Below are 18,558 nucleotides of genomic sequence, written 5' to 3'. Positions count from 1 at the left end.
GAAGAGGGGGGCAGCGGTCAGCCGCTGAAACGCGGGCCGAGTTCGTGGTAGTGCTCGACGGCCGGCGGCTCGGTGAAGAACGGCCCGACAAGGGCGCGCCAGCGCGCGAAGCGCTCCGACTCCCGGAAGCCGGCCGTGTGCGCCTCGACCGACTCCCAGCCGACCAGCAGGAGAAACGTCCGCGGCCGCTCGTCGCAGCGCAGCAGCTCGGCCCAGCGGAACCCGTCTGCCTCGGCGAGCAGCTCACGGGCCTTGCCGAAGACCTCCTGGAATTCCTCTTCCCGGCCGGCCTCCACGGTCAGCTCGGCATGCTCGACTACCACGTGTGCTCCTCGGGGTGGTTGGGGAGCTCCGAGCCTGATCGGCGGCGGGTACGGGGGTCAACGGATCGAGGCATCGGCAAGGAGGACGTCATCCATCCCGTACGCCGATGGAGCCGCCGCGCGGTGGGGCCGCACATCGTTGCAGGCAGCGGCGCGGCCCGATGATGGCAGGCATCGCGAACGGCCATTTCCGCCGTCCCTGCGTGGTGCCTAGCGTCGAAGGCGACCCCACCCGTACGAGGAGAGCCGCCTGTGCCCGATCCACTCACCCACACCGGACCCTTCGCGCTCGGCGCGTTCCGCAACAGTGCGGGCGCCTTCCCCGGCCTTGTCAGCGGGGCGCGGGTGCGCGACCTGTCCGACCTGGTGCCGTCCGTACGCGCCCTCGTCGAGGACTGGGACAACTGGCTGCCCCGCCTGGACGCACTCGCCCGGTCCGCCGACGGTCCCTGGCACCCCCTGACCGCCCTGCACGTGCTGCCCCCGATCGAGCCGGGCCAGATCCTGCAGAGCGGCGCCAACTACCGCAAGCACGTGGTGGACCTGGTCGCCGCGGAGAAGGAGAGCGTGCACGGCGCCACGCCCGAGGAGGCCCGCGCGGATGCCGAGAGCATGATGGACGAGCGGATCCGCAGCGGTGTGCCCTACGTCTTCCTCGGTTCGCCGCGTGCCATGTGCGGGCCGTACGACGACATCGTGCTGCCGGCGCACGGCGAGCAGCACGACTGGGAGCTGGAGCTCGCCCTGGTCATCGGCAGGCCGGGCAGGAACATCGCCGTCGAGGACGCGATGTCGTACGTCGCCGCCTACACCATCTGCAACGATCTCACCACCCGTGACCGCCTCTACCGGCCCGACCTGAAGGCCATCGGCACGGACTGGTTCACCGCCAAGAACGCCGACACCTTCCTGCCGACCGGGCCCTTCCTTGTCCCGGCCGCGTTCGTCGGTGACCCGAACGACCTGCGGATCACCCTCCGGCACAACGGCGTCGTCCGTCAGGACGAGTCCACCAAGGACATGATCTTCGACATCCCGCGGCTCATCGCGTACGTCTCCACGACCACCACCCTGCGCCCCGGTGACCTCCTGCTCACCGGCTCACCGGCCGGCAACGGCGCGCACTGGGGCGTCTTCCTCAAGCCCGGCGACGTCGTGGAGTCCGAGATCACAGGCCTGGGCCTGCAGCGCAACACCGTCAGGAGCGGACAGTGACCTTCCAGCCCATCACCCATCTGCGCCATGTCGATCTGGCCGTGCCGGACTTCGATGTCCAGCGAGCCTTCTTCGGCACCACCTGGGGCCTGACCGAGGTCGCCAGCGACAGCGGTCTCGCGTTCTTCGCCGCCGAGGGCAGCCCCGAGCAGTACGTCGTCCGCATCCGCAAGGACGAGCGGAAGCGGATGGATCTGGTGGCCTTCGGGGCTGTCTCGCCGGAGGCCGTGGACGAACTGGCGGTACGGCTCGGGCGTGCGGGCGTCCAGCTCGTGCATGAGCCGCGAGCCTTGGACACACCGGGCGGCGGCTACGGCATCCGCTTCTTCGACCCGGACGGCCGGGTCGTCGAGGTCTCCGCGGATGTCGCCGTCCGCGATCACCGGAAGATCGAGGAACGTGAGGCGATTCCGGTCCGCCTCTCGCACTGCGTCGTCAACTCCCAGGATCCCGAGGGGCTGCGGGACTTCTACATCGAGCACCTCGGTTTCCGGCTCACCGACACCCTGTACTCCACGCACATGGGCGACCTCATGTACTTCCTGCGGTGCAGCCCCCTGCACCACTCCTTCGCCATCGCCCGTGGGCCTCATGTCTCCTTGCACCACGCGTCGTTCGAGATGCGAGGGGTGGAGGAGTACATGCGCGGCACCGGGCGGGCTCTGCGCGCCGGGACGCGCCTGACCTGGGGGCCGGGCCGGCACCTCGCGGGCGACAACACCTTCTCCTACTTCCACGACCCGCACGGCAACACAGTGGAGTACACCACCGAGCTCGCCGTCCTCGAAGAGGACCTGTGGCACCCGGGCCGGCACGACGTCGACGACCCGGTCACCCAGGACCAGTGGGGCACCGCCGACCCGATGAGCGAGTCGGTCGCCAAGGAGCAGTTCAACGACCCCGACGTGCTTTTCGAAGCACCGCCCGTGTGATCCGACTCTTCTGAGAAAGGCCGTAGTTGTGGCAGAGATCCTGAAGCACGCCGTCCCCAAGGCCGAGGTGACCGCCTCCCTCGGGCAGGTCCGCGAGACCGTTGCCGGCGTCATCGCGGACATCCGCGAGCGCGGCGACAAGGCCGTGCGTGAGTACTCCGAGAAGTTCGACAAGTGGAGCCCCGGTTCTTTCCGGCTGAGCGAGGAGGAGGTCGAGAAGATCGTCGCGTCGGTGCCGCAGCAGGTCATCGACGACATCTGCTTCGTCCAGGAGCAGGTTCGCACCTTCGCCCGCCACCAGCTGGACTCGATGACGGAGTTCGAGGTGGAGACCCTGCCGGGCGTCTGGCTCGGCCAGAAGCACATCCCCGTGCAGGCCGCGGGCGCTTACGTCCCCGGTGGCCGCTACCCGCTCACCGCCTCCGCCCACATGACCATCGTCACCGCCAAGGTGGCCGGTGTGCCCCGGGTCGTCGCCTGTACGCCCCCGATCCGCGGCGAGATCCCGGCCGCCACCGTCGCCGCCATGCACCTGGCGGGCGCGGACGAGATCTGGCTGCTGGGCGGCGTCCAAGCGGTGGCCGCGATGGCCGTCGGCACGGACACCATGGAGCCGGTCAACCTGATCGCCGGCCCCGGCAACGCGTATGTCGCCGAGGCCAAGCGGCAGCTGTTCGGCGAGATCGGCATCGACCTGTTCGCCGGTCCCACCGAGATCCTGGTGCTGGCAGACGAGCACGCCGACCCCTTCGTATGCGCCGTTGACCTGCTCTCCCAGGCCGAACACGGCCCGGACTCGCCCGCCGTGCTCATCACGACATCCCGCGAGCTCGCCGAGCGGACCATCGCCGAGGTGGAGCGGCTGCTGCCGACCATGCCCACCCGGGACTTCGCCGAGCCCGCCTGGCGGGATCACGGCCAGGTGCACGTCGTCGACTCGGTCGACGAACTGTACGCGCTCGCCGACGAGTTCGCGTTCGAGCACGTGGAGGTACTCACCGCCGAGCCGAGGCTCGCGTTGGAGCGCATGACGCAGTACGGTGCTCTGTTCCTCGGCGAGGGCACCTGCGTGTCTTTCGGCGACAAGGTGATCGGTACCAACCACGTCCTGCCGACGCGTGGCGCGGCCCGCTACACCGGCGGCCTGTGGGTCGGTAAGTACCTGAAGACCGTTACTTACCAGGAGGTCACCAACACCGACGCGCAGACCCTGCTCGGCCGGCTGTGCGGGCGGGCCGCGCGGGTGGAGCTGTTCGAGGGGCACGCGCGCTCCGGTGACGTCCGGGCCGCGAAGGTGGCGGGCGACGAGCTTGCCTGGAACACGGCATGAGTCTCGACGGCCGTACGGCGCTGGTCACAGGGGGCGGAGGGCCGCTGGGGCGGGCCTTCGCACTCGCCCTGGCGGCGGCCGGGGCCCGGGTGGTCCTCGTCGGCCGCACGGAGCAGGCACTCGCGGAGGCAGCGGCTCGGGCGGAGAAGGAAGGCGGTCAGGCGCGTACGGCCGTGTGCGACGTCTCCGACCCTGATGCGGTGCGTGCGCTCGCGGCCGAGCTCGCCGACGAGGACGTGTCGTTGCTCGTCAACAACGCGGGTGTGGCCGGCCCGGTGCGTCCCCTCGTCGACATCGAACCGGACGAGTGGGACAACGTGTTCGCTGCCAACGTCCGCGGCGTCTATCTGATGTGCCGGGCCTTCCTGCCGCCCATGCTGGCAGCGGGTCGCGGTGACATCGTCAACGTGGCCTCCGTGAGCGGCAAACGCCCTCTGCTGAACCGCACCCCGTACACAGCCTCCAAGATGGCGCTGCTGGGTCTGACCCGGACGCTGGCGGGAGAGGTCGGTCCGCAGGGCGTCGCCGTCAACTCCCTGTCGCCCGGGCCGGTCCGGGGCCCCCGGATGGACCGCAACTTCCGGCTGACGGCCGAATTGACGGGCGGCACCGTCGAGGAAGCCGAGCGGGACTTCGCCTCACGGGCAGCGCTGGGCCGGCTGGTCGAGGAGGACGAGGTCGCCCAGGCCCTGGTAGCCATGCTGGCCATGCCGGGGCTGTGCGGAGCCGACATCGACCTGTCGGCAGGGATGATCGCACCGGCCTAGCCAGAGATGGCACGTCATGTCTCTGGCCGCCAGACGTATGTGTGCCGGTCACGCGGCACCCCGTGATCGAGGCAAGCGCAGGACCTCCTCACACCACTTGCCCGACGCAGACCCTCCACTCCACACCCACCTGTTCGAAGGACTCAATGATGCGTCTCTACACCTCAGCCGCGAACCGGCTCAGCAGGCTCAACGATCCGCTGATGGTCGTCGTGCGGACGACGATCGGCTGGCTGATGATCCTGCACAGCCTCTTCAAGATCAACGTTCTCGGTCTCGACAACTTCGAGAACTTCCTCCTGCGGCCGACCGGTCTGCCCTTCACCTCGGTGCTGCGCTGGCTGGTGCCGTCCATGGAACTCGCCTGCGGTGGCCTGCTCGTGCTCGGACTGCTGACCCGTGTCGCCGCGGCGCTCCTCAGCCTGGAAATGCTGGGCACCGCGGTCCTGGTCAAACTCGACGCCCTCCACCTGGGTGTTCTCGGTCCGAAGGGCTCCGGCGGTGCGGAGGTGGACATCCTCATGCTCGCCGCGCTTCTTGCCGTACTGGTGCTTGGACCGGGCACCCTGTCGCTCGACTCCCTGCTGGGGCTCGATCACAAGGAAGAAGCCGTGCAGTCGAAGCCGTCTCAGCCCCCGCAGGTCGGGACCAGCGGTGAGGGTCTGACGCGAGAGCCGTTGCCGGCGGACTAGTCCACACGAAAAGGGATCGCCATCAAGCCGCGGAAGCCACCGGAGAATACGCGACACGTGAACATGCGGGCTTACCAGTCGCGCGGCCGGTGGTGGACCCGAAGTGCTGCCACAGCCCCCGCCACAATCCGCACTGGCACGTCGTCCACGAGTATGGGGGCGAGCCGTTCATCGGCTTCGGGGAACATCGGTACAAGTGGTTGACGCCACGCCACTGATCTCCGACAAGCTCAGCGGAAGTCGTCGGCGTGGTCGACGGCCCACTGGGCTATGTGTGCGCTGGCGTGCCGGTGATCTTTTCGGCGATGACGGAGGTCAGGGCCGGGACGCCGTCGGCAGCGGCCCACTGACTCACCATCGCCTCGGCCACGACCGGATGCATGGTTCTGCCCACGTTCGCGCGAGCCTGCTCGTCGGAGACGTGTTCGACCCGGATGCGGCGGCCGAGGGCCTCGCCGATGTACTCGACCTGCCGTTTGAGGGTCAGGGACTCGGCTCCGTAGATGATGTATGCCTGGTGCGAGTGACCCGGTTCGGTCAGGGCGGTCACCGCAAGGGCCGCGATGTCCTTCTCGTGCACCGGTGCCGACTGTGCGAGCGGATAGGGAAGACGGACGACGTTGTCCGTGCGGATTGATTCGGCCCACCAGGTGCGGGTGTTGATCGCGAACGTCCCTGGCCTGACGAACGTCCAGTCCATGCCGGACCGTTGGATGGCCTGCTCGATCGTGCGGTTCAGGCGGGGGACCGGGTGGTCGGCGTCGTGGTTCACGACCGACACTGACGAGAGCAGGACCACCTGCCGGATCCCCGCGGCTGTGGCCGCCGCAGCGACCTTCTCGATGTCGTAGGGCTTCTGGGGGTCGAGCATTCCGTACAGGAACATCTTGTCCGCGCCGTCGAGCGCCGCGGGCAGCGTCTCGGGACGGTCCAGGTCGGCGGCGACGGCTTCCCACCCGGGCGTCGAGCCCGAGACTGGGGTCCTGCTGACTGCTCTGACCTGCTCACCGGCGGCCAGCAGGCCATCGGCCACATGACGAGCGACATTGCCGCGAGCGCCGAAGACAACTGCCACCATGATGGGGGCCTCCTATTGGGTGTGGACCTGTTGGTTGTGGACGTGAATGGCGGCACGGCGGCGATGCCGAGCGGGTGGGGGGTGAGGGTCTGCCGCTGTCGGCGCGAGCGCCCTAAGCGCCTTCCGGTCGCTGCTCAGGGCTGGATGTTCTCCAGGTCCTCCAGGAGGCTGAGGTGCTTCGGCTCCCAGCCGAGGGTCTGCCGGGTGCGGGCGCTGGACGAGGGCTGGTCGTTCGCGAAGATCGTGCCGAGAGGGCCGTACGTCTGCGACGGCACCGACTCGACCAGCAGGCCCAGCCGTCGGCCGATGACCGCGGCGATGTCACGCACCTGGTCTCCCTCGTCGCCCACGGCGTGCCAGGAGGTGCCGGCTTCCGCCTGTTCCAGCGCGAGCCGGAAGAGGACTGCCGCGTCGAGCGCGTGCACGGCCGGCCAGCGCTGTGTGCCGTCGCCTGGGTAGCCGGACACTCCGGTCCGGCGTGCTATGTCGGTCAGTAAGCCGGCGAACCCGCCCGTGCTCTGGTCGTGGACCGTGCGCGGCAGGCGTACGGCCGTGGTCCGGACCCCGCGCGAGGCCAGGCCCAGGACCGCCGTGACGGCGCGGCCGCGACCACCGACCGGCCCGTCGGTCGGCAGCGGGTCGGCCTCGGTGGAGGCACGGCCCGGCACAAGGGGCGTACCCGAGCAGGTGACCAAGGGCCGGTCGCTGCCGACGAGTTCCTCGCCGAGGGTCGCGAGGGCGGCACTCTCCTCGGCGACCGCCTTGGCGACGGCGTCGGGGCTGCTGAAATCGTTGGCGAATGCCAGGTGGATCACCCCGTCGGCCTGAGCGGCGCCGGAGCGAAGGACGTCCAGATCGGCGAGAGCTCCCCGGAGAGGCTCGGCGCCGGCCGCCTCGGCGGCCAGCGCGGAGGCGTCGGAACGGGCGAGCGCGAGGACGCTGTGGCCGTTGCCGAGCAGTTCGGCGACGACGGCGGAACCGACCAGACCGGTGCCACCCGTGACAAAGACGTGCATGCAGTTCTCCACCCTCCGCCACGCCCACGCCCGCGGTCTCGCTGTCGCCCTCGCGGAGAGCGGTGTCATCGCGGACATGCGCGCGCCCGACCTGCTCCGCTTCGGCGTCAACGCCCTGTACAACAGCCACCGGGAGATGCTCACTGCCGCATCGCGGCGCCTGCGCGACCTCACCGAGAGGGATGCCTACGATCCCGTACCACCGACCACGGGCCCGGTGACCTGACCTGACCTGACCTGACCTGACCTGACCGGGGCGGACCGGACGTCTTGTGGGCGGTAGGTGGCCTGAAGGCGAGCCGTCGCGCTGCGCATCGACAGTTGCTCATGTGAGTGGGCGGTGGGGTGGCAGTGGGTGGTCGTCAGCGGAATCGTGGCGTTGGGTGTCCTGGTAGCGGTTTGTGGACAGGGCGTTGGTTGCTGTCGTGGGGTGACGAAGCGGCTGTTGTGGGGCGGCTACGGTGACGCACGCCGTGAAGTGCGGCACCTGCTGGCCGGGCATGCGCTTCGCGGAGATGTGCGGCGACGGGCGGCGCGAGGCCATCGCCTCCCGCGACCAGGTCGACGGGGAACCCGAGTGGGCGCATCTCGCCTGGGAGGTCACGAGCGAGCACCGCAACCACCCGGGCATGTGGGTGAAGTCCCGGAAGTGCGCCGACTGCACCGACCGTCTGGACCTGGTCGTTGAGCCCGAGCCGCACTGGCCGGAGAACGGCAGTCGTCCCCGATGGGCCCTGGGCGACACGGCACTGGATCACATCAAAAGTTATCGATTTACCTGATAGTGAAGGAAGGGTGCATAGCGCTACACTCCCGCAACCTACAACCTGGGGAGGGCCCGAGCATGCGGCGGTGGGCCGAGTTCGTTCTGAGGCATCGCAAGGCGGTAGTGGGGTTCTGGGGACTGGTGCTCGTCGCCGGCATCCTCCTGGCCGGCCGGACGACGAACCGGCTGACGATCGACTTCTCCCTGCCCGGTCAGCCCGGCACGGTGACGGCCCACCGCATCGAGCGCGCCTTCGGTAGCGGTGGTGACACGAACCCCTATCTGGTCTCGGTCACATTCCCCGCGGGGCAGACGGTCACCGGGCACGAGCAGGACGTCGGGCGGGCGTTCGCAGCCGCCGGCACAGCCGTCCCGGGCCTACGGGTGATCGACGAGGCGAACACCGGGGACAAGGCGTTCCGGACGAAGGACGACCGCACGGCCTACGCCCTGGTGTTCTACCGCTTCAACCCGTCACCCAGCCAGAAGCTGCTCACCGATCCGATCCGGTCGGCGGCGCAGCACGCCGTGCCGGCGGGGTCTGCGGTCGGCGTGACGGGGGAGGACGTCCTGGCCTCCGGTGGCAACAACGGGGGTGGGCCGGGCGTCCTCGGGGAGACACTTCTCGGCGCCGTCGGCGCTCTGGCCGTACTCGCCTTCGTGTTCGCATCCTTCTTGGCCCTGCTGCCGCTGGTGGTGGCCGCGGTGTCGATCCTCGCGACCTTTGTGATGCTGTTGCCGATCACCTATGCGACTGATGTGTCGTTCATCGTGCAGTTCCTGGTCGCCCTGATCGGCCTGGGTGTGGCGATCGACTACTCGCTGCTGTTCGTCACACGCTGGCGCGAGGAGCGTGACCACGGCCGGGACAATCACGACGCGGTCGTCGTCGCGATGGAACGCGCCGGGCACGCCGTGCTGTTCAGCGGCGTCACCGTCGCGATCGGTCTGCTGGCGCTGGTGGTCCTGCCGGTCCCGTTCATGCGGAGCATGGGCTACGGCGGAGCCCTCATCCCGCTGGCGAGCGTGCTGACGACGCTCACGCTCACCCCGGCGATCCTGGGCGGCATCGGACCGAGGGTCGACTGGCCCAAGATCCGGCACGAGAACCGGGCCAGCCGCTTCTGGAGCCGGTGGACCACTGCTGTGGTACGACGCCGCTGGATCGCCGCCGCCACCGCGCTGGCCGCACTCTTCGCACTCGCCGGAGTCTTCCTCGGCATCAAGATCGGTCTCGCCTCGTCCGAGTCACTGGCCAAGAGCGGCCCGGCCTACGAGACCCTGCAGACCCTGGAGCGGGGCGGTGTGCCAACTGGCGCCCTGACCCCCATGGAGGTCCTGGTCCGGACCGACCGGGCCCGCACAGCCGCGGCCAAGTTCGCCGGCATCGACGGTGTCAGCAGCGTGTTCGTGCCGTCCGGACCGGCCGGCAACCGCGCCGGGCGGAGCATCATCGTCGTCATCCCCGACCACGAGACCGTGAACTCCAAGAGCGTCGGCGTGGTCAAACGGGTCAAGACTGCCGCGGACGGCCTGCCCGGCGTCCTCGGCGTTGCCGGCATCGGCGCGGCACAGATCGACTTCATGCATGCCGTCTACGGCAACTTCCCGCTGATGCTCACCATCATCGCGCTGCTGACGTACGTCCTGCTGGTGCGCGCCTTCCGCTCCCTGCTGCTGCCGCTCAAAGCTGTCCTGCTGAACCTGCTCTCCCTTGCGGCGACCCTCGGCCTGATGGTGATCTTCTGGCAGGACGGGCACGGTTCCGACGCGATCTTCGGCATCGCGGCCACCGGCGCGATCACCTTTTGGATCCCGCTGATGGTTTTCGCGTTCCTGTACGGACTATCCATGGACTACGAGGTGTTCATCCTCTCCCGCATCCGAGAGGAGTACGACACCGGCCGCTCCACCGACGCCGCCGTGATCGAGGGCCTCGGGCGCACCGGCCGGCTGGTCACCAGCGCCGCACTGATCCTCTTCCTCGCCTTCGCTGCGCTCGCCTCCGGCCCCGGCACCGATCTGAAGACGCTGGCGACGGGCCTTGGCATCGGCATCCTCCTGGATGCGACCATCGTGCGGATGTTGCTGGTTCCGTCGCTCGTCTCGCTGTTCGGCCCGTGGAACTGGTATCTGCCCGGCTGGGCGGCCCGCCTGCTGCGGGTGGCGCCGTCGTATGCGTACCCGGAGTCGGTGACGCCCGCGGCGCAGCGGCGCACAAGCTGACCCCGGCGGAGCAGACGGCCGCCGTGCCGCGGATCCTTCAGGTGTCCCGGTCGGTGGCCTGCTCGTCACTGCACGCCTCGGCCTTGGCGGAGGGCCACTGCACCAATGAGATCATCCCCGTCACCCGGCGGATCAGGTAGAAGGCCAGAGGCAGTTCGGCGAACACGGCCAGTGCCGCCGACAGCCAGATCTCCGGGGTACCGAAGGCGAGAGACACATCGAACCACGCGTCGCAGATCAACAGCAGGGCCGTTGCGAGCGCCGCCACGATGACGGCGCGGTGCCGCAGCCGCCCGAGAAGCGCGGTGGACGCCATCGCGACCACGAGCAGGACGTCGAACCCCACCCAGGTGACACGCCAGTGATGGACCTGGTATCCGGAGGGCAGCGTCGCCGCCAGCAGCACGGTCCAGGGGACGAGAGCGACGGCGCAGACGGTCAGCAGTTCCAGGGTGTGCCGCCGGTGCCGGCGTGCCCGTTCGAGCAGATCACTGTCCAGAGTCGGTGCGGCGGCCCGTATGAGGTTGCCGGTCTGTGTGTCGCTCATGCCGCCCGTTCCGTTCTCGCCTGTTCCTTGGAGACGCCGGTCGGGGCTGCTGTGGCAGGCGTCCATTGGTGGAACAGCAGTACTGCCGGATTAATGCCCGCCGTGAGGACGGCAGGGGTTGGTCAGCGCAGGCGCGTAACTGTCACGACCGCGTGTCGCGTCGTAGCCGCCAGGACCTTGACGGTCAGGCCCAGCTCAACTGCCACGTACGCGTCACCCGCCGTCGGCCCAGCTCGCCCGCCCTTCGGCGCTCCCGTCAGGTACACGGCAGCCTGCGCTGCCAGGGGCGCGCCCAGGCGCTGGGACAGCGCCGTCCGGCCGTCCGGGAGACGCACCGCCAACGCCCGCGGCCTGGACGGCGGCCCGGTGAAGCCGACGACCTCGGTATCCACGGTGTCCGCGTGCCGGACCTTCTTCCGGGACGAGGACCGCCCCGCCCGGTACGGCGACGAAGCCAGCTTCGCTACGACGCCATCGACCCCGTCGGCTGAAGCGAGTTTTACCAGGCCCGCGCCACCTCTGGATCGTCTGTCGCCGACACGGCCTGAAGCGCCGTCGGCGACGGCAGACCAGCGAGAACGTCCAGCAGCATCGCACCGTGTACAGGCGCCCGCGCACATCCGTCGGCAGCTGCAAGACGTCCCACACAATGAACAGCGCCGGATGATCCTCCGACAGCCGCCGCGCCATCGACGACGGCGTCGCGAACGAGATCACACCGTCCACGACGATCACGGCCTCACCGTCCAGTACGGCCGTGGCAAGTCCATCCCGGGAAGCGCGATGTCCATCCACGACGCCGTGACATCCCGCCCCGACCGCGCCTGCAAGCTCACCGTGTCCGCCAGGCGCCAGAGAACTGTGCGATGGCCATCGAGCTTGATCTCACACCGCGGCTGCTCGCCGGTCGGCAGGACCGGCATCAGCTCCGCGAGCCCGACGGGTCACATCTCGAGGGGGTCCCACTGGCCGCGATGTGGCAACGTTTCGACGGTGCTCGAAAGGATGGCTGGTGTTCATAGGCGACACCTACGGTGTGGCCTAACAGCGTCGACCACAGCGAAGTTGCTTCTTGCTGGCCCGTCATCGTTCTAGGAGTCCAGATGCGTCTGCGCAAGCGCGCGATAGCCGCCGTGTTCATGAGCACTGCCGCCTTCACCGCCCTCGCTCCCCAGGCCGTGGCCGCGCCCATGCCCTGGGAGACCAGCAAGACTCCCACGGCCGTCACCCAGAGCACCTCCACGGCGGCTGGCGAGGCGGGCATGATCACCGTGCTGTGTGCCGCTGGCTGCTACCAGTAGGAAGGCGGCATCAGCCGGGACACCGTCGGATCGGAGGCCACCGGCCCGAACACCGCCGGCTCGGCCCGCAGCATGCCCACGTCTGCCAGGCAGTCGCCGCCGAGCGCTATCGCGAGCGCGACATCAAGCAGGATCTTGCCCGGATCATGCACCGCTCGCGGTTTGCGCCACGGCACGAGCGCCGCCGATATAGCCGCATCCAGACCGGACTTGCGGATCGTCTCGACCAGCAGCACCGCCCCGGCCTGTGAAACCACTCCGCGACCGCCGCCCTCGACGCGGACACGCGGGTAGGCCCCGATACGCTTCTTCACCTGAAAGTGCCTCCGAGGTGGGAACAAGGACCTCAGCAATCCTCAATCTCGCTGCTCAGAGGCACTTTCTGCTGATGCGATCACGTGCCGGACAGCCCCCTGCGTGAAGGCCCGAGGCTGGTTAGGCTGGTAACAGACCGCTCGGCTCAACCGCTGTTGACGCGGCACCGGGAAAGCAAAGAGGTGGCGTCATGACCCAGGCACCTGGCAGCCAGGCCGGCGAGGGCGCAGTCCGCGAGTACGACGAGGTGCGCGGGGTCGTGCAGCTCTTCCTCGACGGCGAGGCGAAGGGCGACATCGCGAAGCTCAAGGAAGCCTCGCATCCGGACGCCCGGATGTTCGGCTCGGTCGCCGGTACCCGCTACGACATGCCGATCGCAAAGTTCATCGAGCTGGCGGCGAAGGAGCCGGGTGACACGGGCAGCCATCGGGCGCGCATCCTCTCGGTGCAGCAGACGGGAGACGCTGCCGCGGCCGTGGTGGCCGAGGAGGGCTACTGGGGGTCGCTGTCCTTCATCGACTATTTCCAGCTCGCGCGTATCGAGGGAACGTGGAAGGTGGTCAGCAAGCTGTTCGCCCACACTTTCGGGGACCTGCCCCCGTCGACGTAACCCATGGTCTCGACTAGCAGGACGGCACTGGTCCGCGAACCGACTCCGCGGCCATCGCCCTCGACGCGGATGCACGGATACGACCAGATACTCTTCTTCACCTGAGGGGTGCAGCTTCACTGACGAGGAACAGGCCCCTAGACAAGTCCCATCGTCCGAGGTCAGACGCACTCTTCGCTTACTTGTTCAAGCCTCGGACCCTCACACTCGCGAAAGCGTGAGGCTAAGGCTGTTGAGCCGGGCACGGGGTGTGCGTGGCGGTGTACGGGCCGCGTGCCGCCGTCCGGCTGGGGGTGAACACGTCGTGAGCCAGAGGACTGTGGCGGTGGCGGCGGGCTTGTCGCTGTGTGCGGCCCGTCACGCCTGCGACTACGAACGGCTACGCGACGACGCTTTGATGCCGAGCGAAGTCTCGGTTCTGGGCATGCCATCTGCCGCCCACGCAAACAAACCCGAGGCCTGTTCCATCCTGCGCCAGGGACTCTGGGCCGTAGACCGGGGTGCGCAGGAACGCGTCGATGGTGCCGGCGTCCCTCAGAGAGGAGAGGGGTCGACTCGACAGCGGTGTCGGTTCCGTACTGTTCCTGCTCCTCACCGTCACCTTCGCCGCCGACGTCGACGATCCGCCCCTCCTCATCACGCTGGACGTGCACCCGCTCCCCGTGCTTGCTGCGGGACACGGCGCTGGGGGCGAGCCGGTCCAGGTGTCGTTGATCATGCGAGCGCAGGTTGGTGCCGGAGGCCCAGTTGCCGCGCAGACCCGCTCCCGGCCCCCAGGCCCTTCATCTCATGAGATCTCTACCGAGCCCGGGGCGGTTCACCTGGACCTCAAGACGGACCAGACCAGCATCATGGACCGATCGCACAAACGAACACGGGCGTGGGCGCAGACCGTGCACGGTCTGGGCCCACGCTGGAGGACTGTTGGGGAAGGTGTAGTGGGCGCCGCCAGTCGATTCCGTAGCGGGCGCTCTTCGGACCGTACAATTCGGCGCCGCTGTCCGCCTTCCTGCAGGTCAGGGGTTGGGGGTGAAGTAGACCAGCCGGTCCTGCGGGTCGAGGGTGAGCTGGTCGGGGAGAGCGGCGCCGGTCGTGGCGGTGTATACGGCCAGTACGGCCTGCTGACGGCCTTGTGCACAGAGCGATGATGCGCTGGTTGACGGCGTCGATGGTGGGCTGGTCGTAGGGGGAGGTTCCGCTGCCCTGGGCGGCGACGTCGGCGGTGCTGCGGCTTCACCCCACGAGCACGAGGACGGGTGCTATCAGCAGCGCTGCGAATCGACGCATTTCGTTCGCCAGGATCGGGCGGGAATGACCACCGAAGATCCGGATCGGTCCCCCACCGTGAACTGCCTTCCATTGTTGCGGGTCAGCAATTCTTGAAGGCCGACTTGAGGTCGGAAACGGATTTCGACACCTCCATCGTCGAACCTTCCGCACCGTCTTTGCAGAGATATTTCGCCGCACCGTCTTCCGCCTCGAGGCGGAAGACAACCTCGTAAGAAGAGATCTTGTATACCGCCCGTCCTTCGGGCTTCACATCACCGAGCTGTCGGCGCTCCTTGCACTGCGTGTCATCACCAGGGCACCAGGAGACGTGGATCCTGTCCGAGGTGTCGTTGAGGAGACGCACGGGAGCCACATTGCCGGGGTCGGTCGGGTCGGCGGCGCATGCGGCTGCGGTCAGCGCGAGGAGTCCGCCTATGATGGCAGCCACGAGAGTCTTCCTGTACCGATGAGGCCGATTGAATTTCCTGGCCAATCGTCGTCGTCCTATCTGAGATCGGGTGGGTGGGGGCTTGCGGAGCCCCCACCCCGGAAATCATCCGTCAGAGGTCTTGGTAGACCCGTCCATGCCTCCCGTACGAGCCGGGCAACCATCCGTACAGATGGCCGCAGCTGCGGCACTGCGACGGCCAGCTGTACATGAATCTCGGACAGTAACTACCACGGATGTGCTCGTCGTAGTTACTCTCATTCCTTCCGAGGTGGTGCCGCTTGAACGAGTCCAGCCCTTCGTCTATTCGAAGGTTGTAGTACTCGAACTTCCGCATGGCACGGCCATACATCCCGCGCCGGTGACGACGGCTGAGGCGACGGCGCAGGTGGTACGTGCCGGCGTATATGGCGTACGGGAAGATCGCGCCCACGGCAACCACCGCGTTCGCGGCGGATTGTACTTGCCTGGTTCGCCAGACATGGCGGAACATGCTGCCCCACCACTTGTCTGCTGGACGTGTTCCAGTTCGGTGCTCGCATGCTCCAGCAGACCTGGCCCGCCTCGTCGAGGAACACGCCGAGGAGATCGCCTCGCTGCGCGCCGACCGGTTCTACGTGATCGCCTGATCTAGCTACACCCCCGCCAAGCTGGCCAGGGTGCCCCGCTTCCCGCTGCACCGCGGGAGGCGGGGCACCCTACCCGTTCCAGGAGGCCCCTCATGCTGGTCCGCGCGTCCTCGTTCACGGTCGAACTCGGCGAGAACGGCTACCTCATCGGCTTCACCGATAACTACGACTACCCCGCCGAGATGTCCTTCGGCTGGCGCTGCGGCCCGGCCACCGACGCCAACGCCGTCGTCCTGACCACCACCGACACCGGCCCCCTTGACGTGACCATTCAACTCCACGACGCCCCGCCGCCCCAGGAGACCGACGGCGGGTGGGAGCCGGCCGAGGAACTCAGCCTGCACGCCGACCTGCCCAGCCTCCACCTCGCGACCCTGGAGTCGGGCGACATCCTGGACGCGTGGCCCGACGAGGAGCCGCCCCTTCAGCTCCCGGCCGCCCCGGACGGCGGCACCTGGGTGCGCATGCGCCTGTACTGCCAAGCCGATGACCCGGAACCCGGCATCGGCGACCACGGCGAGCGCCACCTCATCCAGCTGTGGCCGTCTCCCGAAAGCGCCCCGCTTCACCCGGAGATCACCGAAGCCGACCGGCAGCAGCGCGCCGAGTACGCCGCATCGATGGCCGTGCCGGTGGAGGAGTACACCACTACCTACTCCGTCGAATCCGGCGACACTCTGTGACAAGCACGCCGGCTCGGGACGGCATGAAAGCCCGCGAACTGGCCCGTACGCTGGTGAGATCGTGGACGCGCCGTATCCGCGGGCCTGACAGTCTGGTGATCGCGCTGTACTGGATCTTGAGCTGGTCGCCCAACTCCGCACGTTCGGTGGTGCGTTGGTGGTCCAGGGAAAGACGCCCCGCTTCCTGCGGGGAAATGCGGGTGCAAGGCCTGCCCGGCGCTCCGTACGCGAGCCTCATCCCGCGCCTTCGGGATGAGGCTCGTGGCATGTCCCGGCCCAACCGCCCGCGGACACTGACCCTTCCGTCGTGCGCCAGTACGCCGTTCCTCGCGCGGTAGGGCCAGGCGGCGATGGGGGAGCATCTGCTCAGCCGTCGCCTGCCCGTGAAGGACCGTCATGCCCGCCGCCCGCCGTATCGCGCCCCCCGCCACCGGCTCCAAGATCGTTTCGTACGCACGGACCCGCCTGCCGGTCAGCCTCGGCCGGCGGCCGGCTGGCCGGGACTCCATGTGGCGGTTTGGTGATGCGGTGACTGCATGATCAGTGCGCCAAGTAGCTGTCGGCCTTTGTCAGACAGACCGGCCCGGTACCCCTCGAACTCCACCGGCTTCACCTCTGCCGCATAGGTCAATAGGTTGGCGTAGCGATTGACCATGTGCGGACCAGCCTGGAACACCTCCGCACAGCGCGACAATCGACTCCGGGCCACTCGAAAGGCCTGCTCGAGAACACCCGCGGGTGAAATCGATCCGGCCATTTCCTTCCCGACGGTGAGCCGAGAAATGACTCCGAGCGAAGCGTCCAGGTCTGCAGCACACAGATATCCGATCTGGTCGCAGGTGTACTCGGCGGCGCGCCGGTAGGGCAAAATCCACGGGTCGACGAACCGAGCCCACTTCATATAATCTAGAATGATCACAAAGAGGGCCAGTTGCCCGTGCCGGGCCTTGAGGTAACCGATGAAGTTGCCCAAGAGGAAGCGGAGTGGCTCGGTGCCTTCTGCTTTGAGATCTGCCGCCAATGCTCCCTCGATGAGCAGTACGCGTGTCCCCAGCAGGCTGGTGATCGTTATTTTCCCCTCGACCTGGTCGGCCACATAGACGTCGATGGGTCGGCGATAGTCGAGTTTTCGCTGAAGGTGGACGATCTCGGCGTGTAGATCTGGAAAGCTCTCGGGCGTCACCTTAACCGCGCGTCCGAGGAGGCGGGCGTTCCAGAACCGCATGATGAGCCAGTGGCCCGCCACGACAGCGACGATGACGAGGAGTAGAACAAGCACAGAGATGGCACCCGCTTTCACGGCTGCCCCCAGAGCAATGGCGTAGAGGAGTGCCAACCAGCACACGGCCATTACAAGCCGTGAGCGTTCGTACGGGTGCTTGGCGACGTGGAGTTGGAAACGCAGGTCATGATCGGGGATTCCGGGGGACATCATGATCTTCCCCTTTCTCCCTCCCTGCCCCCCTTTCCCCCATTTTGCTGCAGACGCAGTGGTCTCGCCATTTCGCAACCCGGTGCCGCCGGTCCCGACGGTGGTCACCGGACCGCCCACCCCGGGCATCGGGCTTCGCCGTCGCCAGTCATCGCCCGCCCGTTCGCCCACGGCGTGCCCGATTCGATCTGACCGAGTCCGGGCGCACCGTCATGTAACGGATGGGAGCGAGCGGTTACGTGCGGCGGCCGCTCGACCGCCTGGTCCCCGGCTGCCGATGGCATGTCCTCCAGATCCCCGGCATGTTGCCGCCGCCTGTCCGCGACCTGATCCTCACCAAAGGTGAAGTCAGGCTAGTGCCGCATCAGCCGTGCGCGGTGGGAAGCACAAGGATCCCAGCCGCGGGTGCCGGCCCCGACGCCGGGCGACCTACACACGACCACACGGGGTCCGCCACCTGTTCGCCGCCTACGACCTGGCCCGGGACAGGCTCTACGGCCACAGCAAGCCGAAGAAGAACCGGAGCCGATTCCTGGAGTCTGCCGCTACCTGCGCAGCCTCTACCCGCCCGAGATGCGCATCGCGATCGTGCTCGACAACTTCTCCCCGCACCTGACCACGAAGAAGGACGCCCGGGTTGGTGGGTGACTGGGCAGCGGACAATAACGTCGAGTTCGCCTGCACGCCGACCAACAGCTCCTGGCTCAACCGCATCGAGGCCCAGTTCACGGCCCTGCGCTACTTCGCTCTCGACGCCACCGACCATGCCAGCCACAAGGAGCAGGGCAGCATGATCCGCCGCTACATCATCTCGCGGAACAAGCACGCCACCGACGAACGGCTACGCGAGGTCGTGAACAGAGCAAACGTTGCCTGATGCGGCACTAGTAGCGTGTCGCTGCTTAGTTCCGGTGTGTGGGGCTGAAGGGTCGGCGTCTGGCAGATTTCCCTGCCTCTGCCTGATAGGACGGCGTTCATG

19 protein-coding genes and 2 pseudogenes are annotated in these 18,558 nt (G+C 67.9%); 13 read left to right on the top strand and 8 right to left on the bottom strand.

Annotated features, from left to right (window positions below):
- Positions 1 to 17: 17 nt before the first annotated feature.
- Positions 18 to 323: an antibiotic biosynthesis monooxygenase gene (locus ABZZ74_RS40560; protein ID WP_356949162.1), complete on the bottom strand. Its 306-nt coding sequence runs from the start codon at positions 321 to 323 to the stop codon at positions 18 to 20.
- Positions 324 to 575: 252 nt separating this feature from the next.
- Between ABZZ74_RS40560 and ABZZ74_RS40555 the strand changes: the two genes are divergently transcribed.
- The 5 genes from ABZZ74_RS40555 to ABZZ74_RS40535 all read left to right on the top strand — a co-directional run bounded on the left by ABZZ74_RS40555 (position 576) and on the right by ABZZ74_RS40535 (position 5,259).
- On the top strand, positions 576 to 1,538 hold the full coding sequence (locus tag ABZZ74_RS40555) for a fumarylacetoacetate hydrolase family protein (protein WP_356949161.1): 963 nt from the start codon (positions 576 to 578) through the stop codon (positions 1,536 to 1,538).
- On the top strand, positions 1,535 to 2,470 hold the full coding sequence (locus ABZZ74_RS40550) for a VOC family protein (RefSeq protein WP_356949160.1): 936 nt from the start codon (positions 1,535 to 1,537) through the stop codon (positions 2,468 to 2,470). Before ABZZ74_RS40555 ends, ABZZ74_RS40550 begins: the two co-directional genes overlap by 4 nt.
- 28 nt (positions 2,471 to 2,498) lie before the next feature.
- Positions 2,499 to 3,800: a histidinol dehydrogenase gene (gene hisD / locus ABZZ74_RS40545; protein ID WP_356949159.1), complete on the top strand. Its 1,302-nt coding sequence runs from the start codon at positions 2,499 to 2,501 to the stop codon at positions 3,798 to 3,800.
- On the top strand, positions 3,797 to 4,567 hold the full coding sequence (locus ABZZ74_RS40540; RefSeq protein WP_356949158.1) for an SDR family oxidoreductase: 771 nt from the start codon (positions 3,797 to 3,799) through the stop codon (positions 4,565 to 4,567). The genes hisD and ABZZ74_RS40540 overlap by 4 nt, the downstream gene beginning before the upstream one ends.
- A 146-nt stretch (positions 4,568 to 4,713) precedes the next feature.
- A complete protein-coding gene (locus ABZZ74_RS40535) occupies positions 4,714 to 5,259 on the top strand; it encodes a DoxX family protein (RefSeq protein WP_356949157.1) in 546 nt (181 codons plus the stop codon).
- 268 nt (positions 5,260 to 5,527) lie between these two features.
- Here ABZZ74_RS40535 and ABZZ74_RS40530 read toward each other — a convergent pair whose 3' ends face one another.
- Complete coding sequence (locus ABZZ74_RS40530) at positions 5,528 to 6,337, bottom strand: NAD(P)H-binding protein (RefSeq protein WP_356949156.1); 810 nt, start codon at positions 6,335 to 6,337, stop codon at positions 5,528 to 5,530.
- Positions 6,338 to 6,471: 134 nt separating this feature from the next.
- On the bottom strand, positions 6,472 to 7,353 hold the full coding sequence (locus ABZZ74_RS40525) for an SDR family oxidoreductase (protein WP_356949155.1): 882 nt from the start codon (positions 7,351 to 7,353) through the stop codon (positions 6,472 to 6,474).
- Here ABZZ74_RS40525 and ABZZ74_RS40520 point away from each other — a divergent pair.
- From ABZZ74_RS40520 to ABZZ74_RS40510, 3 genes are all read left to right on the top strand, one after another.
- Positions 7,352 to 7,579, top strand: a complete 228-nt coding sequence (locus ABZZ74_RS40520) for a hypothetical protein (protein ID WP_356949154.1) — start codon at positions 7,352 to 7,354, stop codon at positions 7,577 to 7,579. The two genes, ABZZ74_RS40525 and ABZZ74_RS40520, sit on opposite strands and share 2 nt — an antisense overlap.
- Before the next feature lie 235 nt (positions 7,580 to 7,814).
- The gene (locus ABZZ74_RS40515; protein WP_356949153.1) at positions 7,815 to 8,135 is read left to right on the top strand and encodes a hypothetical protein; all 321 of its coding nucleotides are present in this window, start codon (positions 7,815 to 7,817) and stop codon (positions 8,133 to 8,135) included.
- A 62-nt stretch (positions 8,136 to 8,197) separates the two neighbouring features.
- Entirely contained in the window at positions 8,198 to 10,345 is a 2,148-nt protein-coding gene (locus ABZZ74_RS40510; protein ID WP_356949152.1) for an MMPL family transporter, read from the top strand.
- A gap of 37 nt (positions 10,346 to 10,382) precedes the next feature.
- Here ABZZ74_RS40510 and ABZZ74_RS40505 read toward each other — a convergent pair whose 3' ends face one another.
- The gene (locus tag ABZZ74_RS40505; RefSeq protein WP_356949151.1) at positions 10,383 to 10,892 is read right to left on the bottom strand and encodes a hypothetical protein; all 510 of its coding nucleotides are present in this window, start codon (positions 10,890 to 10,892) and stop codon (positions 10,383 to 10,385) included.
- A gap of 122 nt (positions 10,893 to 11,014) precedes the next feature.
- Positions 11,015 to 11,284, bottom strand: coding sequence for a hypothetical protein (locus tag ABZZ74_RS40500; protein WP_356949150.1), 270 nt, complete (start codon positions 11,282 to 11,284; stop codon positions 11,015 to 11,017).
- Between the two features lie 711 nt (positions 11,285 to 11,995).
- On the opposite strand from ABZZ74_RS40500, the gene ABZZ74_RS40495 reads away from it, so the two are divergent.
- Positions 11,996 to 12,193, top strand: coding sequence for a hypothetical protein (locus ABZZ74_RS40495; protein ID WP_356949149.1), 198 nt, complete (start codon positions 11,996 to 11,998; stop codon positions 12,191 to 12,193).
- An 8-nt stretch (positions 12,194 to 12,201) separates the two neighbouring features.
- On the opposite strand, the pseudogene ABZZ74_RS40490 reads toward ABZZ74_RS40495, so the two are convergent.
- Positions 12,202 to 12,507: pseudogene (locus ABZZ74_RS40490) on the bottom strand (transposase); the annotation flags it as partial.
- Between the two features lie 191 nt (positions 12,508 to 12,698).
- Between ABZZ74_RS40490 and ABZZ74_RS40485 the strand changes: the two are divergent.
- A complete protein-coding gene (locus tag ABZZ74_RS40485) occupies positions 12,699 to 13,118 on the top strand; it encodes a nuclear transport factor 2 family protein (protein WP_356949148.1) in 420 nt (139 codons plus the stop codon).
- Positions 13,119 to 14,487: 1,369 nt separating this feature from the next.
- Here ABZZ74_RS40485 and ABZZ74_RS40480 read toward each other — a convergent pair.
- Positions 14,488 to 14,835: a hypothetical protein gene (locus ABZZ74_RS40480; protein ID WP_356949147.1), complete on the bottom strand. Its 348-nt coding sequence runs from the start codon at positions 14,833 to 14,835 to the stop codon at positions 14,488 to 14,490.
- A 506-nt stretch (positions 14,836 to 15,341) separates the two neighbouring features.
- Between ABZZ74_RS40480 and ABZZ74_RS40475 the strand changes: the two genes are divergently transcribed.
- On the top strand, positions 15,342 to 15,464 hold the full coding sequence (locus ABZZ74_RS40475) for a hypothetical protein (protein ID WP_356949146.1): 123 nt from the start codon (positions 15,342 to 15,344) through the stop codon (positions 15,462 to 15,464).
- A 92-nt stretch (positions 15,465 to 15,556) separates the two neighbouring features.
- Positions 15,557 to 16,147 carry a hypothetical protein gene (locus ABZZ74_RS40470; RefSeq protein ID WP_356949145.1) on the top strand — a complete coding sequence of 197 codons (591 nt, stop codon included), beginning with the start codon at positions 15,557 to 15,559 and terminating at the stop codon, positions 16,145 to 16,147.
- 472 nt (positions 16,148 to 16,619) lie between these two features.
- Here ABZZ74_RS40470 and ABZZ74_RS40465 read toward each other — a convergent pair whose 3' ends face one another.
- Entirely contained in the window at positions 16,620 to 17,687 is a 1,068-nt protein-coding gene (locus tag ABZZ74_RS40465; RefSeq protein ID WP_356949144.1) for a hypothetical protein, read from the bottom strand.
- A 259-nt stretch (positions 17,688 to 17,946) separates the two neighbouring features.
- On the opposite strand from ABZZ74_RS40465, the pseudogene ABZZ74_RS40460 reads away from it, so the two are divergent.
- Positions 17,947 to 18,456 (top strand): annotated as a pseudogene (locus tag ABZZ74_RS40460) (transposase); the annotation flags it as partial.
- Positions 18,457 to 18,558: the final 102 nt, after the last annotated feature.

The organism is Streptomyces sp. NPDC006476 (genome assembly GCF_040612015.1).
GTDB classification, from domain to species: Bacteria; Actinomycetota; Actinomycetes; order Streptomycetales; family Streptomycetaceae; genus Streptomyces; species Streptomyces griseorubiginosus_B.
The sequence above is the reverse complement of the archived record's forward strand: the minus strand, read 5'-3'. Positions and strand labels throughout refer to the sequence as shown.